The sequence below is a fragment of the Variovorax sp. Soil_C_12 genome, from assembly GCF_057657375.1.
In genome coordinates this window covers 367,277-382,241 of record NZ_JBDGIO010000002.1, presented here as the reverse complement: position 1 = coordinate 382,241, position 14,965 = coordinate 367,277, and the positions used below count along the sequence as shown (strand labels likewise).

The 14,965-nt window shown below is 66.9% G+C and carries 15 protein-coding genes; 13 read left to right on the top strand and 2 right to left on the bottom strand.

What is annotated here, in order from left to right; all coding sequences use genetic code 11:
• The first annotated feature begins 13 nt into the window (after positions 1-13).
• The 7 genes from AC3A6X_RS06730 to AC3A6X_RS06700 all read left to right on the top strand — a co-directional run bounded on the left by AC3A6X_RS06730 (position 14) and on the right by AC3A6X_RS06700 (position 6,448).
• Positions 14-1,192: a CaiB/BaiF CoA transferase family protein gene (locus tag AC3A6X_RS06730; RefSeq protein ID WP_487841445.1), complete on the top strand. Its 1,179-nt coding sequence runs from the start codon at positions 14-16 to the stop codon at positions 1,190-1,192.
• The gene (locus tag AC3A6X_RS06725) at positions 1,189-2,073 is read left to right on the top strand and encodes an enoyl-CoA hydratase/isomerase family protein (RefSeq protein WP_487841444.1); all 885 of its coding nucleotides are present in this window, start codon (positions 1,189-1,191) and stop codon (positions 2,071-2,073) included. The genes AC3A6X_RS06730 and AC3A6X_RS06725 overlap by 4 nt, the downstream gene beginning before the upstream one ends.
• On the top strand, positions 2,070-2,876 hold the full coding sequence (locus tag AC3A6X_RS06720; RefSeq protein WP_487841443.1) for an SDR family NAD(P)-dependent oxidoreductase: 807 nt from the start codon (positions 2,070-2,072) through the stop codon (positions 2,874-2,876). Before AC3A6X_RS06725 ends, AC3A6X_RS06720 begins: the two co-directional genes overlap by 4 nt.
• Positions 2,877-2,878: 2 nt before the next feature.
• Positions 2,879-4,084: a CaiB/BaiF CoA transferase family protein gene (locus AC3A6X_RS06715; protein WP_487841442.1), complete on the top strand. Its 1,206-nt coding sequence runs from the start codon at positions 2,879-2,881 to the stop codon at positions 4,082-4,084.
• On the top strand, positions 4,081-5,049 hold the full coding sequence (locus AC3A6X_RS06710) for a tripartite tricarboxylate transporter substrate binding protein (protein WP_487841441.1): 969 nt from the start codon (positions 4,081-4,083) through the stop codon (positions 5,047-5,049). Before AC3A6X_RS06715 ends, AC3A6X_RS06710 begins: the two co-directional genes overlap by 4 nt.
• Positions 5,050-5,202: 153 nt before the next feature.
• On the top strand, positions 5,203-5,697 hold the full coding sequence (locus tag AC3A6X_RS06705; RefSeq protein ID WP_487841440.1) for an H-NS family nucleoid-associated regulatory protein: 495 nt from the start codon (positions 5,203-5,205) through the stop codon (positions 5,695-5,697).
• A 535-nt stretch (positions 5,698-6,232) separates the two neighbouring features.
• On the top strand, positions 6,233-6,448 hold the full coding sequence (locus AC3A6X_RS06700) for a hypothetical protein (protein WP_487841439.1): 216 nt from the start codon (positions 6,233-6,235) through the stop codon (positions 6,446-6,448).
• A gap of 19 nt (positions 6,449-6,467) precedes the next feature.
• On the opposite strand, the gene AC3A6X_RS06695 is transcribed toward AC3A6X_RS06700, so the two are convergent.
• Both AC3A6X_RS06695 and AC3A6X_RS06690 read right to left on the bottom strand, forming a co-directional pair.
• Entirely contained in the window at positions 6,468-7,211 is a 744-nt protein-coding gene (locus tag AC3A6X_RS06695) for an enoyl-CoA hydratase/isomerase family protein (RefSeq protein WP_487841438.1), read from the bottom strand.
• The gene (locus AC3A6X_RS06690; RefSeq protein WP_487841437.1) at positions 7,208-8,431 is read right to left on the bottom strand and encodes a CaiB/BaiF CoA transferase family protein; all 1,224 of its coding nucleotides are present in this window, start codon (positions 8,429-8,431) and stop codon (positions 7,208-7,210) included. Before AC3A6X_RS06690 ends, AC3A6X_RS06695 begins: the two co-directional genes overlap by 4 nt.
• 84 nt (positions 8,432-8,515) lie before the next feature.
• Here AC3A6X_RS06690 and betC point away from each other — a divergent pair, with 84 nt between their 5' ends.
• From betC to AC3A6X_RS06660, 6 genes are read left to right on the top strand one after another with little or no spacing between them, the layout of a single operon-like run.
• On the top strand, positions 8,516-10,039 hold the full coding sequence (betC, locus tag AC3A6X_RS06685) for a choline-sulfatase (protein WP_487841436.1): 1,524 nt from the start codon (positions 8,516-8,518) through the stop codon (positions 10,037-10,039).
• A gap of 13 nt (positions 10,040-10,052) precedes the next feature.
• On the top strand, positions 10,053-11,552 hold the full coding sequence (locus AC3A6X_RS06680; protein WP_487841435.1) for an aldehyde dehydrogenase family protein: 1,500 nt from the start codon (positions 10,053-10,055) through the stop codon (positions 11,550-11,552).
• A gap of 28 nt (positions 11,553-11,580) precedes the next feature.
• On the top strand, positions 11,581-12,474 hold the full coding sequence (mmsB, locus tag AC3A6X_RS06675) for a 3-hydroxyisobutyrate dehydrogenase (RefSeq protein ID WP_487841434.1): 894 nt from the start codon (positions 11,581-11,583) through the stop codon (positions 12,472-12,474).
• Positions 12,475-12,497: 23 nt separating this feature from the next.
• Positions 12,498-13,463: a Bug family tripartite tricarboxylate transporter substrate binding protein gene (locus tag AC3A6X_RS06670; protein WP_487841433.1), complete on the top strand. Its 966-nt coding sequence runs from the start codon at positions 12,498-12,500 to the stop codon at positions 13,461-13,463.
• Between the two features lie 4 nt (positions 13,464-13,467).
• Positions 13,468-14,205 carry a hypothetical protein gene (locus AC3A6X_RS06665; RefSeq protein WP_487841432.1) on the top strand — a complete coding sequence of 246 codons (738 nt, stop codon included), beginning with the start codon at positions 13,468-13,470 and terminating at the stop codon, positions 14,203-14,205.
• Positions 14,206-14,235: 30 nt separating this feature from the next.
• Entirely contained in the window at positions 14,236-14,922 is a 687-nt protein-coding gene (locus AC3A6X_RS06660; protein WP_487841431.1) for a GntR family transcriptional regulator, read from the top strand.
• Positions 14,923-14,965 lie beyond the last annotated feature (43 nt).

The window sequence follows — 14,965 nt, the reverse complement described above, 5'->3', positions numbered from 1 at the left end:
CATAATAACTCGAATGGATGACCCAATCAAGCGTTCTTCCGCCGACACGCCAAGCCAGGGCCCGCTCGCGGGCATCCGCGTCGTCGATTCCTCCAGCTACATGACCGGCCCGCTCGCTGCCACCATGCTGGCCGACCTCGGCGCGACCGTCGTCAAGGTCGAGCCGCCGGGCGGCGATGGCTTCCGCGCCTTCGGCCACAAGGTCGCCGGCTTCAGCGCGCTCTGGTCGAACATCAACCGCGGCAAGCGCAGCATCGTGCTCGACCTCAAGTCAGCCCCGGATCTGGCCACCATGAAGGCGCTGCTCGCCACCGCCGACGTGCTGGTGGAGAACTGGCGGCCCCACGTCGCAGGTTCGCTCGGCCTCGGCCAGGAGGTGCTCGAAGCCCTCAATCCGCGACTGGTGCGGCTGTCCATCACGGGCTTCGGCGACAGCGGGCCGCTGTCGCGCGCGCCGGCCTACGACTCGCTGATCCAGGGGCACACCGGCATGGTCCACCTCCTCAGTGCGGCCGGTGCGCCCGACGTCGCGCCGTACTGGGTGGTCGACAAGGTGGTGGCCGCCTTCGGCGCGCAATCGATCCTCGCGGCGCTGTACGCAAGAGAGCACACCGGCAAGGGCAGCCACGTCTCGCTGCCGATGCTGGACGTGATGGCGTACTTCAACTTCCCCGATATGTTCCAGCATCGCACCTTCACCGAGGACGAGACGCCTTGGCGGCCTGCCTTCAACCCGGTGGTGCGGACTTCCGACGGCCACGTGGTCGTTGCGCCGGTCAACGGCGGGCAGATCTCGCGCACGCTCAAGGCCCTGGAGCGGCCCGACATCAAGGCGCAGATGTTGGCGATCGACGACCACGGCGAGATGGTCGACTGTCTCTACGCGCACCTCAACGAGATCATGTCCACCAAGCCGACGGCGCATTGGCTCGCGCTGCTCGAACCTTTCGACGTGCCGATCGCTCCGGTGCGCACGCTCGACGAGCACCTCGCCGACGCGCAGGTGAAGCACAACCGCATCTACCGCGAGCTGCCATCGCCGGCCGGTCCGATGCGCGTTCCGCGCTTTCCCGCACGCTTCGACCGCCGGCAGCTCGACCCGGCCGGCGCCCCGCCGCTCGTCGATGCCGACGGCGCGCGCATCCGTGCCGAACTGGCGGCCCACGACACCGAAACCGAAAGCCATCGATGAGCAAAGACGAGACCCCGGTCGACGGGATGGTCCTGTACGAGAAGCGGGAGGGCAAGGCCTATGTCACCTTCAACCGGCCCGAGAAGCGCAATGCCCTCAGCTACGCGGCCTTCGACCGTCTCATGGCGTGCATCGCCGATGCGGAGCAGGACGACGACGTGCGCGTGGTGATCATCACCGGCGCGGGCGGCCACTTCAGCGCCGGCCACGACCTGGCGGAGATCGGCAGCGAGTATGGCTTCGATCCCTCCGGCAAGGGCCGCAGGCCGAGCCAGCGGGCGCGGCTCGACTTCGACCGCCGCCACCTGAATCAATTCCGCGACCTGTTCTATTGCAGCAAGCCGACGATCGCTCTCGTGCGCGGCATCTGCGTGGGCGCCGGGCTCCACATCGTGGAGGCTTGCGACCTGGCCATCGCGAGCGATGCCGCGCGGATCGGCCATCCCGAGCAGAAGGCCGGGCTGGCCGGCGCCGCGTACATGACCGCCTGGAACATCCTCGCCGCGGGGCCGAAGAAGGCGCGCGAGTTGCTGCTGATCGCCGACATGCTGAAGCCCGAGGAAGCCGTGCAGATGGGCCTGGTCAACAAGGTCGTGCCGGATGCGGAGCTAGAGAGCGCGGGCGAGCACTGGGCCGAGCGCATCGCCAAGCTCCCGCGCGACGCCATTGCCTTCGGCAAGGCGGCGACGAACCTGGCCCTCGACTCGCTCGGAATGACGAGCCAGTTCGCCCATGGCTATGTGATGCACGCACTCAGCACCAATATCCGCTATGAGGAAGACGAATACAACTTCATGAAGAAGCGCCGCGACGAAGGCGTACGCAGCGCGTCGCACGGGCGCGAAGAACGCTACGGCGACGAAGGGCGCGATCGGCCATGAGCGCCCTGCACGCAGACCTGGAGGGCCTTTCGGTCGCCGTGACGGGCGGTACGAAGGGCATCGGTCGCGCGGCCGTGACGACCCTGGCCGCGAACGGTGCGCGCGTGGTGTTCCAGGGCACCGACGAAGCCGCCGGTCGCGAGATCGAGGGGTTGTGCGCGAAAGGGCGGGGCGAAGCGCATTTCGTGCGCGGCGACCTGATGCGCTTCGAGGATGCGCAGCAACTGGTGGCCGTGGCCCGCGAGCGCTTCGGCCGGCTCGACGTGTACCTGAGCAGCGGCGGGCCACGCGAGCCGCGACCCGTGCTGTTCCGCGAGATGGCGACGCCCGAGCACAGCCTTGCGCTGCTGCAGAGCCGGCTCCGGCCCCGCCTGAACGGGCTGCACGCGGCCGTCCCCGTCATGCGGGAACAGGGCAGCGGCAAGATCATCCTGCTCACCACGGACGCCGCGCGCACGCCGACGCCGAGCGAGTCCATGGTGGGGGCCGCCGGCGCGGCCATCATGTCGCTCACCCGTTCGCTTGCGAAGGAGCTCGCGCGCGACGGGATCCGCATCAACGCCGTCGCGACGACCATCACCTCCGGCACGCCGCCCTACGACGCCTACCTGGCGGCGAAGGAGGCGATGCGGGAGGACACGCTCGTCAAGGCCTTCTCGAAGGCCCATGCGCAGGTGGGCTTTCGCATCAACACCGCACAGGACCTGGCGGACTACATCCTGTTCCTTGCCAGCCCTGCATCGGACCAGATCACGGGTTCGACCATGAGCATCAATGGCGGCCTTTCCTTCCCCTCCTACTGACGATGTCCCACGACGCGCCTGCCGACGCCCTTCGAGGCCTGCGAGTGATCGACTTCTCCGCGATGATCGCGGGCCCGTACTGCGCGCGCTGGCTGGGCGACCTGGGCGCCGAGGTCATCAAGGTCGAGCCGCCCGAGGGCGATCACATGCGCCATCGCCCTCCGCTTCGGGAGGGCCACAGCGCCTACTTCGGCCACCTGAACTGCGGCAAGCGCTGCATCGCCCTCGACCTGAAGCAAGCGGCGGCCGTGGAGATCGCGCGCACCCTCGCAGCCAGCGCGGACATCGTGGTGGAAGCATTCCGTCCGGGCGTGATGGCGCGGCTGGGCCTGGGTGCGGCAGCGTTGCGCCTGCAGAACCCGAGGCTGATCTACTGCTCCATCTCCGGGTTCGGGCAGGACACGGCGCTGTCTCACCGCCCGGCCTACGCGCCGATCGTGCACGCCGCGAGCGGCTTCGACCACGCCCTGGGCGAGGACGCGGAGGGCCGGCCCGTCGGCTCCAACGTGCCCATGGCGGACATCCTCACGGCCATGTTCGCTGCGATGTCGATCCAGACGGCGCTGCTGCAGCGCCAGCGCACCGGCCTCGGCACCCACATCGACGTGAACCTGATGGACAGCGTGATGAACGTGCTGCCCTACGAGCTTCAAGCGGCGCAGGCGGGTGCGGCGCAGCCGCGGCCCAGCTACAAGCCGCTTCGGGCACGCGACGGCTACGTGCTCGTCACCCCGATCAATGCGCGCAACTTCGTCAAGCTCTGCGCGGCCCTCGGCCACCCCGAGTGGGCCGAGGATCCGCTGCTGGCGACCGACGCAGCACGCTTTTGCAACTGGTCCGAGTACATGCGCCGGATCGAGTCGTGGACGATGCAGCGCACGGCCGCCGAATGCGAGCGCATCCTGTCTGCCCAGGGCGTGCCCTGCACCCGCTACCTGCGCGTCGAGGAGGCCATGCGCGAACCGCAGTTCGCGCAGCGCGAGAGTTTCGCGCCCGTCATCGACGGCCCGCACGAATACTTCAGCACGCGCCTGCCCTTCAGCTTCGATGGCCGCCGACCGCTGCCGGGCGCCCGGGTTGCCGCGCTGGGCGGCGACACGGCGCAGGTGCTGCGGGAGCGGCTGCAAATGAGCGACGCGGACATCGAAGCGCTGGAGCGTTCGTGCGCCATCGTCTGCCACCGAGATCCACCAAGGAGACAACCATGAGATTACCCATGTCCGTTGCTGCGGCGGCCCTGTGCGCCGCCGCAGCACTGCTGTCGCCCAGCGCGCACGCCCAGAACTTCCCGGATGGCCCGGTGCGCCTGATCATCCCGACCACCCCCGGATCGACCCCCGACCTTCTCGCACGGACGATCGCGCCCAAGCTGTCGGAGCGCATCGGCCGCACGGTCGTGGTCGACAACCGCGTCGGCGCCTCCGGCAACATCGGGACCGAAGCCGTCGTGCGCGCCGCGCCGAACGGCAGCACGCTGTTGATCCATGCAAGCAGTCTCGCCACGGGCGCGCCCTTGCAGAAGAGTCTGCCGTTCGACGCGAGCAAGGACCTCGCGCCCGTCACGCTCATGGGGTGGAGCCGGCTGGTGTTCGTGACGCACCCCGGCACCGGGATGAAAACCATCGGCGACTTCCTCGCCGCCGTCCGCCAGTCGCCGGGCCGCCTGAGCTACGGCTCACCCGGCAACGGCACGCCCAACCACCTGGCAGCGGAACTGTTCAAGGCGAAGACGCAGACGTACATCATGCACATCCCCTACCGGGGCTCGGCGCAGCAGCTGACGGACATCCTGGGCGGGCAGATCGACATGGCACCGGTCACCGCAATCGCCGCCGCACCCCACGTGCGCTCCGGCAAGCTGGTGCCGCTGGCCATCACCGGCGACAAGCGCTCGCCCGTGCTTCCGGGCGTGCCATCGATGGCGGAAGGCAATGTACAGGGCGTCGACGGCAACATCTGGTATGGCATGTTCGCGCCGAAAGGCACGCCGCCGGAGCTGATCGCCCGCCTCAACCGTGAAGTCCACGAGATCCTGCGCGAAGAGCAGAAAGCGCTCACTGCGCAAGGCTTCGAGGTCGAAGTCTCGACCCCTGAGGAGTTTCACGAACGCCTGGTGCGGGACACCACGCGGTGGACGGAGCTCGTGAAGATGCAGAACATCAAACCCGATTGAGGCGGCACACAGGCCCCTGAGTCAGAGTCAACGATTGACGGTTGGGCTTGGAATAAAGCACTCTGAGTCTTGCCTGCGTGAGGTCGCAATTTCGGGCAACCCGTCAATGCGATTAAAGTCGCACTCTCACCTCAATCTTGGAGACCTCATTCAATGGCTCAGAGTTACAAGCAAATCCAGAAGCAAATCGAGGCACTACAGCGCCGGGCAGACAAGATTCGCGATCAGGAAGTCAAGGAAGTGGTCGACCGTATCAAAGTGGCCATTGCCCATTACGGGCTGACGGCAGGGCAATTGGGCTTCAACGCGAAGTCTGGTTCAGTCAATTCGAAGGCGAAGGCGAAAAAGGCCGCGCCGGTTCGGGCTGCCAAGTACAGCGACGGTCAGGGGAACTCCTGGTCGGGAATGGGAAAGCGCCCGTTCTGGCTGCGCGATGCGCTCAACGCGGGCCGCGCGCTCGACGAATTCGCCACCGAGTCCTTGCCGCCGAAAGCGCAGAGTCCGAAGGGGCGAACTGCCAAGAAGCGCAAGGCCAAGGTTGCTTACCGGGATCAGGCGGGACACACCTGGTCGGGAATGGGACCCAAGCCGCGCTGGCTCAAAGAGGCACTCGAAGCCGGGAAGACGCTTGAGGAGATGGCAGCCTGAGCCAACTCCGCAGTGCACTTTGCGAGACCACTTGTTCCGGCCCGGTCACGACTCGGCGGTACTTGGTCATCGCTTCAGGTTCGACCTCGAGTCAGCGTGAGACCTGCACTGCATCCGTACCTGTGCGCAACGGGCGAAGCGCAAAGGTATGGCGCAATCGAAATGAGAAGAGGTGCTCGCGCTTCAGCGGACATCCACGAAGGTCGGGATTTCAAGGGGCGAGTCGCCTTGACGGGGCCGCTCTCCGACGAGCGCGCGCTGTCGACAAAGCCAGGCACTTCGTCGACGTCGCGATCGCCCAAGAGCAAGACGCTGACCATTCTGCCGGGTCGCTCGCCGTGCCGACAAGCCCGCGCAGCAGCGATCGGCCGGACTTCACCGCCGGCGTTGATTTGCCGGCACAGGCCGCGGTGCCTTTGGTGTCGTTACAAGCTGATACCAGCCGTAGCCGACTATCCCGCTCTTCACGCGTCGTGGGCCGCCGCTTGTCATAAAGTCGACAGCTGCGACGAAGAGGGGAGGAACGAAGTTGCCAATGAAACTGCTTGCCGCGCTCTGCGAAGCGCGCATGCCTTCGACAGTGCTCGAACCGGATGACATCGAGAAACTGCTGGTCTTGAAGGCCACGGGCTTCGTGGAAGCCGACATTCCACCGATGCTCCTGGAAGAGGAAAGCTATCGCTACAGCGCACCCGCTGTCGTTCTCAAAGTGACGGAGCGTGGCTTTGCCGCCTGCCAGATGCATGAATAGAAGGCGTGAGGCCTGGCGATCACCTCGCTGCCAGCTCCGCCACTTTCGCCAGGCGCCTGACCGTTTCCTCCGACGACATGGAGGCTTCGTACGCAGCCCTGCCTGAGGCCTCGTCCCATTCGCCCGCCGAAATGGCGTTGATGTGACGTTTCATCGAGCGGACTGCCTGCGCGTCGCAGCGAGCGATGTTGTCGCGGTACAGGTCGATCCGCGGCTGCAGCTCATCGCGTTCCACCAGCTCCGTGAGGAAGCCGGTTCTGAGCAGTTCCTCGCTGTCCATCGTCATCCCGGTGAGGAAGATCTTCTTGCTGGCCGAACAGCCAAGCCGCGTGACGAAGCGCCGCAACCCGCCCGGGTAGTAGTGCAGGCCGAACCTCGCGGCGGGCATGAAGAGGCGGCATCCACGCACGCCGATCCGGAAGTCGCACGCCAGGGCCAGGTCGGTGCCGCCGCCATAGGCGCTGCCATTCATGGCGCACAGCGTGGGGATCTCGATGGCCTCCAGGGCGTCGAGCATTTCCTCGAGAGACCGATCCAGGCGTGCGCCGATCTGGCCCAGCGTATAGCCCGAGCAGAAGGTCTTTTCACCTTCACCGGTGAGAACGAGCAGGCGCACCGAAGGCGCGGCGCGGACTTGCTCGATGTGTTGCAGCAGGACCGCGGGGTCGTCCGGATCGATGCGGTTGTGTTGTCCCGGACGGCGCAAGGTGATGATCGCCATCGAGCCTGCCATCTCCAGCGTGGGCGCCGAGTCGGTGTTCATGCGCCGATTCCCTGTGCATGCTGCACGATCACCCCCTTGCGAGCCAGCGCCTGGAGGTCCGCCTCTGCGTAGCCGTGTTCCCGAAGTACTTCGAAGGTGTGTTCCCCCAGGACCGGGGGTGCACGGCGGATCGACCCGCCCAGGCGGCCGTCGAACGAGATCGGGCTGCCCACCTGCCGGATCGCGCCGAGCTCGGGGTGCTGCACCTCCTCCACGAGCTGCGAGTGGAGCACCTGTTCATCCGCGAAGACGTCGGCCAGGTTGTTGATGGGGCCGGCCGGGATGTCGGCGGCGAGCAGCCGCTGCGTCCATTCGGAGCGGCTGCGCTCCTTCAATCTCGCCTCGACGAGCGCCTTGAGTTCCAGGCGCCGCTCGATCCGCGCGGCGTTGGTGGCGTAGCGCGGATCGTCGACCAGTTGCCGCAGTTCGAGCACCTCGCAAAGCCGCTTCCACATCTCGGCGGTCGCCGGCGCGATGTTCAAGGGGCCGTCGGCGGTCTCGAACACGCCGTACGGCGAAATGACGGGGTGGGTGTTCCCGGCGAGCGCCGGCACCTCGCCGAGGCTCAGGTAGCGCTGCGCCTGCACGCTCATGAGTCCGACCAGGCCCGCCAGCAAGGAGGTTTCGACGCGTCGGCCGCGGCCGCTCACGTGCCGCTCTGAAATGGCGGCGAGCACGCCGATCGCGCACCACATGCCCGCGGTCTGATCGCCGATCGCCACTCCGACCCGGACCGGACCGGACTCGGCGGTCCCCGTGACGCTCATGAGGCCCGAGTAGCCCTGGGCGATCTGGTCGAAGCCCGGTCGGCCCCCGGCGGGTCCCGTGCGGCCGAAGCCGGTCACGCTCGCATAGATCAAACGCGGGTTCGCGGCTGCAAGCGCTTCGTAGCCCAGGCCCATGGACTCCATGGCGCCGGGCCGGAAATTCTCGACGACCACATCGCAGTCGGCGGCCAGGTCTCGCAGCAGATCCAGCGCCGAAGGGTCGCGGAAGTTGACGGCGATGCCGCGCTTGTTCCGGTTGCCGCTCAGGTAGTAGGCGCTGGTGCCGCGGTCGAAGGGCCCCCAGTTGCGGATCATGTCGCCGCCGGTCGGCTCGACCTTGACCACGTCGGCGCCGAGGTCGCCGAGGACCATGGTGCAGAAGGGCCCGGCCAGCGCGCGGGTGAGATCCAGGACGCGAACCCCGGAGAGGGGGAGGGATGTTGGGTCGCTCATGTTTTCTCCGCTTGTCATATCGTTGAAGCCAGTCTATATTGCATACAACGGAAATGCAATCGTTGTGCAATCAAGGAGACCCCCATGCGAAAACCCAACATCCTGTTCGTCATGGCCGACCAACTGTCGGCCCCCGTCCTGCCCTTCCACGGCAATCCCGTCGTGAAGGCGCCTCATCTCCAGGCACTCGCCGAGCGGTCCGCCGTTTTCGAGAACGCCTACTGCAACTTCCCGCTGTGCGCGCCGGCGCGCTTCTCGCTTCTGGCGGGCCAGTTCGCGACCCGCATCGGCGCGTTCGACAACGCCTGCGAGTTCCAGGCCGCCACGCCGACGCTGCCCTACTACCTCGCCCAGCAGGGCTACAAGACCATCCTCAGCGGCAAGATGCACTTCGTGGGGCCCGACCAGAAGCACGGCTTCGCGGAGCGGCTCACCACGGACATCTATCCCGCGGACTTCGGGTGGGTGGCCGACTGGACGGAAGGCGAATTCAGCTTCTACTCGCCGGGTCACAACCTGAGCACGGTGGATGAAAGCGGCTCCTGCTTCCGAAGCCTGCAGCTCGATTTCGACGAGGAAGTGGAGGCCAAGGCGATCCAGCGCCTGTACGACCTGGCGCGGGAGGATGAGCAGCCCTTCTTCATGTGCGTTTCCTATACGCATCCCCATCCCCCCTATCACATCCCTCCGGAGTACCTCGACCGGTATTCGCCGGAAGAGATCAACCTGCCCATCGTCGGCGACATGCCGATGCAGGAGCGCGACAAGCTCAGCCAGTGGGTCCAGTACTCCCACGGGCTCAACGAGAAGGGCGCAACCGACGAACAGGTCCGCCGCGCGCGCCACGCCTACTACGCGATGGTCAGCTACATCGACGACAAGGTCGGGCGCCTGCTCGAAACGCTCAAGCGTGCCGGCTTCGACGACAACACGATCGTGGTGGTCACCTCCGACCACGGCGACATGCTGGGAGAACGCGGCATGTGGTTCAAGCGGGTGTTCTTCGACTGGTCGGCCAAGGTGCCCCTGCTGGTCTTCGATCCCCGGGCACCCAAGCCGCGCCGCATTGCAGACCCGGTCTCGCACGTGGACCTGCTGCCGACCCTCGTGGATTACGCCACCGACGGGAAGGCACCGGCCTGGGTCGAACCCATCGACGGCCGCAGCCTCGTGCCGCTGGTCGCCACGGGCGATGACAGCGGCGAGGCGGAAGCCTTCGTCGAATACACCGCCGAAGGGGTGACCGGCCCCTGCTGCATGCTCCGGCGCGGCAAGTACAAGTACGTGTACACGCACGGCCATCCCGACCTTCTGTTCGACATGGAGGCCGACCCGAACGAGCTGGTCAACATCGCGCAGCAACAGCCGCAGGTCGTCGCCGACCTCAAGACGCGCGTGCTCTCGCGCTGGGACCCGGAGGCGATCACGCAGCAGGTGCTGGCCAGCCAGGCAAGGCGCAAGTTCATCAACTCTCTGCCCGACGCCATGCAGCCGGTCTGGGATTACCAGGCGAGCACCGACGACACGCGCCGCTTCGTGCGCCGCGGCAGTGCCCGGGTGATCAAGGTCAAGAAGCGCTGGCCGCCGCTGGCTGCCGCCGACCAATGAAAGGAGCCGCAGCATGACTCAAGCCAAGCTCATTGCAGATATAAATCCGCACCGTCTCGCTCGCGCCATCAGTGGGTACAACCTGATCGGCGGCGCACTGGTCGAGGCACGCTCGGGACGCACCTTCCCGGTCATCAACCCCGCCACCGGAAGCGAGATCGGACAGGCCGCGCACAGCGATGCGAGCGACGTGGACCAGGCGGTCGCCGCTGCGGCAAGCGCCCAGCCTGCGTGGGCCGCCACGGCGGCGCGCAAGCGGGGCACCCTCGTGGCCGAATGCTCGCGTCTTCTGGCCGAGCACGTGGAAGAACTCGGGCGCCTGGTCGCGCTGGAGACCGGCAAGGCCCTGCGCACCGAGAGCCGCGTGGAGGCGTCGGTCGTCGCCGACGCATTGCAGTTCTACGGCGGCCTGGGCTCCGAGCTCAAGGGGGAGACCGTTCCCTTCAGCCCCGACATGCTGACCTTCACCCAGCGCGACCCGATCGGCGTTGTGGGCGTGATCATTCCTTGGAACGCCCCCATGATGTTGATGGCGCTGAAGATCGCGCCGGCCCTGGTGGCAGGCAACACAGTCGTCGTGAAGTCGGCGGAAGAGGCACCGCTGGCGGTTCTGCGCGTGTGCCAGATCCTCAACCAGACGCTTCCTCCGGGCGTGCTGAACATCGTCTCCGGCTACGGAGCGGACTGCGGCGCGCCGCTCGTCGCGCACCCCAGCGTCGGGAAGGTGACCTTCACCGGCTCGGTCGAGACCGGCCGCATCGTCGCGCGCACTGCCGGGGAAAAGCTCATCCCCGTCACGCTCGAACTGGGCGGCAAGAGTCCGATGATCGTGATGGACGACGCGGACCTCCCCGAGGCCGTCGCCGGCGCGGTCAGCGGAATGCGCTTCACCCGGCAGGGCCAGAGCTGCACCGCGGCCAGCCGCATCCTCGTACACGAGAAGGTCCACGACGAATTCGTCGCCATGCTCAAGGCGCGCGTCGATGCAATGAAGATGGGCGACCCGCTCCATGAAGAGACGGACATCGGCACGATCATCTCGCGGCCTCAGCTCGACAAGGTGCTGGGCTACATCGAGAGCGGCCGCTCCGAGCCCGGAGCCCAGGCGCACGAATGTTCGCAGCTGCCCGCGGGCGAAGCACTTCGCTCAGGGCTCTTCGTGAGGCCGGTCATCTTCACCGGGCTCGACAACGCCTCCCGCCTCGCGCGGGAAGAGATCTTCGGCCCCGTGACTTGCGTGATCCGCTTCTCCAGCTACGAAGAGGCCTTGACGATGGCGAACGACAGCGACTTCGGGCTGGCAGCGACCATCTGGACGCAGAACCTGCACACGGCCCTGGACGCCACCCGGCGACTGCAGGCCGGCTTCGTGCAGGTGAACCAGAACATCGTCGTCCAGCCCGGCCTGTCCTATGGCGGCGTGAAGCAATCGGGGCTGGGGCGCGAGGCCTCGCTGGAGGCGATGCTGGACCACTTCACCCACAAGAAGACAGTGATCTTCAACATGACCTGAGTTGGCTTTCTGAGAACAAGGAGACATCATGGCTGTCATCGGTTTCATCGGACTGGGCAACATGGGCTTTCCCATGGCATGCCGCTTGAAGGAAGCAGGGCACGAGGTGCGCTGCTTCGACGTGAGCGCGGGCTCCATGGCGCGTGCGCATGACGCGGGGCTGCACCCACGCACATCGGTCGACGAGGCAGTGGCCGGCGCGGAAGTCGTGATCACGATGCTGCCCAGCGGGCGCCACGTGCTGGACGTGCTCGCCGCGCGGGCGCTGCCCTTCGCCCCGGGCGCACTGGTCATCGACTGCTCGACGATCGATGTCGCATCCTGCGCCACCTTCCACGAGAGCTTGCAGGCCAAGGGGCTCGCCACGCTCGACGCCCCCGTCTCCGGCGGCGTCGGCGGCGCCGCCGCGGGAACGCTCACCATCATGGCGGGCGGCACGGAAGCTGCCTTTGCGCGTGCACTCGAGCTCCTGCGCGCGATGGGCAAGAACATCATCCACGCCGGCGCGGCCGGCGCTGGACAGGCCGCGAAGATCTGCAACAACATGCTGGCAGGCATTTCCATGCTGGCGGTGTCGGAAGCGCTTTACCTGGCCAAGCGCCTCGGCCTCGATGCCCGGAAGTTTTTCGAGATTGCCTCGACATCCTCGGGCCAGTGCTGGGCCCTCACGAGCTATGCACCCGAGCCTGGCCTGGTGCCGTCCGCGCCCGCCAATCGCGGCTACGAGGGCGGCTTCGCGTCCGAACTGATGCTCAAGGACTTGCGGCTGGCCGAGCAAGCCGCCGTCGCGAGCCACTCGCCTGCGCTGCTCGGCGCGGCTGCCGCGTCCGTCTACGCGATGCATTGCGCCGCGGGCCGGGGCCGGCTCGACTTCTCCTCCATCATCCAGATGCTCGGCGCTGCGCAGCCCGCGCATCCCTGAACGCGCCGGACCAGGAGACGAGCATGAAGATCATCCGTCGCACCTTCAACAGCGCGATCGTCGCGCTGCTGTGCACAGGCACCGCGGCCTTCGCGCAAAAGGACACGGGCAAGCTCATCGTGGGCTACCCGGCAGGGCAGTCCGTCGATGCGGTCGCCCGGCTTCTTGCTGAGCGCCTGGGTCCGGCGATCGGCCGGACCCTGATCGTGGAGAACATGCCCGGCCAGTCCGGCAGCATCGCGCTCGAGGCGGTCGCGCGAATGCCCGCCGACGGCAGCATCATGACCCTGTCCGCATCCGCGGCCGTGGCCGGCAATCCGGTGCTCTACAAGAACGTGCGCTACGACAGCGTGAAGGACTTCGAGCCCGTCGGGTTGATCTATGACGCGCCGCTCGTGCTGATGGTGAACACCACCCTGCCGATCAAGTCGCTCGAGGAACTGATCGCGTACGCGAAGGAGAACCGGGGCAAGGTGAACTACTCCTCGCCGGGCAATGGCTCCGTGTCGCACCTCGCCATGTCGGAGCTCATGCGGCGCACCGGCATCGAAATGACGCATGTGCCTTACCAAGGCGCCGCCAAGTCGCTCACGGACCTGGCCGCGGGCCAGGTGCAGGTCTCCTTCGACGCCTATGGCGCTGCCCAGCCTTTCCTGGCGGGCGGACGGGTGCGCCCGATCGCCGTGAGCTCGAGCGAGCGCATCTCCGTGCTGCCCTCGGTTCCGACGGTCGCGGAGAGTGGCCTGGCCGATTTCGATCTCGTGCCGTGGGTCGGCTTGCTGGCGCCTGCCGGCACGCCCAGGGCCGTCGTCGACAAGGTCAGCGAAGAACTCGCGAAGATCGTGCGCTCGCCGGACTTCTCGCAGCGGATCATCGGCCTGGGAGGGCGGCCCCGATTCAAATCGGCTGCGGAGTTCAAGAGCTTCGTGCGGGTCGAGGTCGACCGCTGGACTGCCATCATCAAGAGCTCCGGGGCCCGGCTGGAGTGACGCGATGATTGCACTCGGCTCAGCCGCCCTCGCCGGCGAAACCCGCCACCATCGGGTGCTGGAGAACGGCTTCAGCTTTCATCGAAGCGAGTGGATGCAAAGTGATCGCGGCCCGGGACTGTCTCCGACCGTGTTCCTCGTGGAGCAGCCGCCGAACGCCGTGCTTGCGCCGCACTTCCACACGCAGAATCAGTTCCAGGTCGTCAAGGCCGGCAGCGGCACCCTGGGTGCGCACGCGGTGGGCCCCGGCTCCGTTCACTACGCCGGCGCCTTCACGGGCTACGGTCCGCTGGTGGCGGGCCCTGCCGGCTTGAGCTATTTCACGATTCGTGCGGTGCACGAAACGGGCGCGAACTTCCTTCCGGCCGCACGGGACCGGCTGCGGCGCGGTCCGAAACGCAATGCCCACGGGCCCGTGCACGAGCCTCTGGCGATCGAAACGCTTCGCGCCCTGGAGTCGGTACGGCAGATCCCGTTGATCGCGCCACTGGACGGCCTCGAGGCCTACGCCCTGCAGCTGCCGCCCTTTTCGCGACTCGAGCCGATCGAAGCGCGCGGCTCGGGCCAGTTTCAGTTGGTCCTTGCCGGCGCGCTCGAAACGCCGCAGCGGCGGCTGCAGGCCTGGGAGAGCCGCTATCTTTCGCCCGGTGAAGATGCAGGCGGCTGCCTCGCCGGCGCGAGCGGCGTTCACCTGTTGGTGCTGCAGATGCCGGCTGTCGCGCTCGAATATTCGACCGGGTGAAGCGCCCGCCATCTCTTGTATAACGGTTGCATGACATCAGAAAATTTCAGCGCATTGCGAAAGCGAGGTCCACAGCCGCTGTCGGCCGAGCAGGTCTGCGATCGGATCCGCGCCGCGATCCTGAGCGGGGAGCTCAAGCCGGGATCGAAGCTCACGGAACAGGACCTCGCGGCCGAGCTCGAAGTGAGCCGGACGCCGATCCGCGAGGCCATCCGCCAGCTGGAGGTGGAGCGCCTGGTCCGCCGGACGCCCTTCGTGGGCGTCACGGTGACCCAGCTCCGCCCGGAAGAAGTGATCGAGCTGCTGGACATCCGCGAAGTCCTCGAAGGGCTGGTCGCACGGCTCGCCACGCGCCACATGGACATTCACCACCTGCAACGACTCAAGAAGCTGATGCAGCAACTGGCCGCGAGCGCCAGGAAAGGCGACGTCGCCGTGTACCTCGATCACGCGCTGGCCTTCCGGCGTGCGCTCGTGGAGTGCTGCCGCAGCGCCACTTTGTCGGAGCATGTCCTGGCGATCGAGAACCGCCTGCGGCTGACGGGCAGCCGCACCGCGCTGCTGCCGGGGCGCCTGGAAGCGGCCATCGAGGAACACCAGAAGTTGCTGGATGCGATCGAGCGCAGCGATGCCGACGCTGCCGAGCGGCTCAACCGCGAGCGCATCCGGCATATTCGCGACGCGGTCGCGAAGTCGATTTCGTTCTCCATCTTCTAGCTGTCATCGGACCGCGATGAGCGACGCTAGCGTCGTACCTTCT

Excerpts from the sequence above, each read along its gene's own strand:
- AC3A6X_RS06690 (WP_487841437.1), bottom strand. The coding sequence starts at position 8,431 with ATGAGCGACCCAACATCCCTCCCCCTCTCCGGGGTTCGCGTCCTGGAT.
- AC3A6X_RS06715 (WP_487841442.1), top strand. The coding sequence starts at position 2,879 with ATGTCCCACGACGCGCCTGCCGACGCCCTTCGAGGCCTGCGAGTGATC.
- AC3A6X_RS06725 (WP_487841444.1), top strand. The coding sequence starts at position 1,189 with ATGAGCAAAGACGAGACCCCGGTCGACGGGATGGTCCTGTACGAGAAG.
- AC3A6X_RS06705 (WP_487841440.1), top strand. The coding sequence starts at position 5,203 with ATGGCTCAGAGTTACAAGCAAATCCAGAAGCAAATCGAGGCACTACAG.
- AC3A6X_RS06695 (WP_487841438.1), bottom strand. The coding sequence starts at position 7,211 with ATGAACACCGACTCGGCGCCCACGCTGGAGATGGCAGGCTCGATGGCG.
- AC3A6X_RS06660 (WP_487841431.1), top strand. The coding sequence starts at position 14,236 with ATGACATCAGAAAATTTCAGCGCATTGCGAAAGCGAGGTCCACAGCCG.
- AC3A6X_RS06680 (WP_487841435.1), top strand. The coding sequence starts at position 10,053 with ATGACTCAAGCCAAGCTCATTGCAGATATAAATCCGCACCGTCTCGCT.
- betC (WP_487841436.1), top strand. The coding sequence starts at position 8,516 with ATGCGAAAACCCAACATCCTGTTCGTCATGGCCGACCAACTGTCGGCC.
- AC3A6X_RS06670 (WP_487841433.1), top strand. The coding sequence starts at position 12,498 with ATGAAGATCATCCGTCGCACCTTCAACAGCGCGATCGTCGCGCTGCTG.
- AC3A6X_RS06730 (WP_487841445.1), top strand. The coding sequence starts at position 14 with ATGGATGACCCAATCAAGCGTTCTTCCGCCGACACGCCAAGCCAGGGC.
- AC3A6X_RS06720 (WP_487841443.1), top strand. The coding sequence starts at position 2,070 with ATGAGCGCCCTGCACGCAGACCTGGAGGGCCTTTCGGTCGCCGTGACG.
- AC3A6X_RS06700 (WP_487841439.1), top strand. The coding sequence starts at position 6,233 with ATGAAACTGCTTGCCGCGCTCTGCGAAGCGCGCATGCCTTCGACAGTG.
- AC3A6X_RS06665 (WP_487841432.1), top strand. The coding sequence starts at position 13,468 with ATGATTGCACTCGGCTCAGCCGCCCTCGCCGGCGAAACCCGCCACCAT.
- AC3A6X_RS06710 (WP_487841441.1), top strand. The coding sequence starts at position 4,081 with ATGAGATTACCCATGTCCGTTGCTGCGGCGGCCCTGTGCGCCGCCGCA.
- mmsB (WP_487841434.1), top strand. The coding sequence starts at position 11,581 with ATGGCTGTCATCGGTTTCATCGGACTGGGCAACATGGGCTTTCCCATG.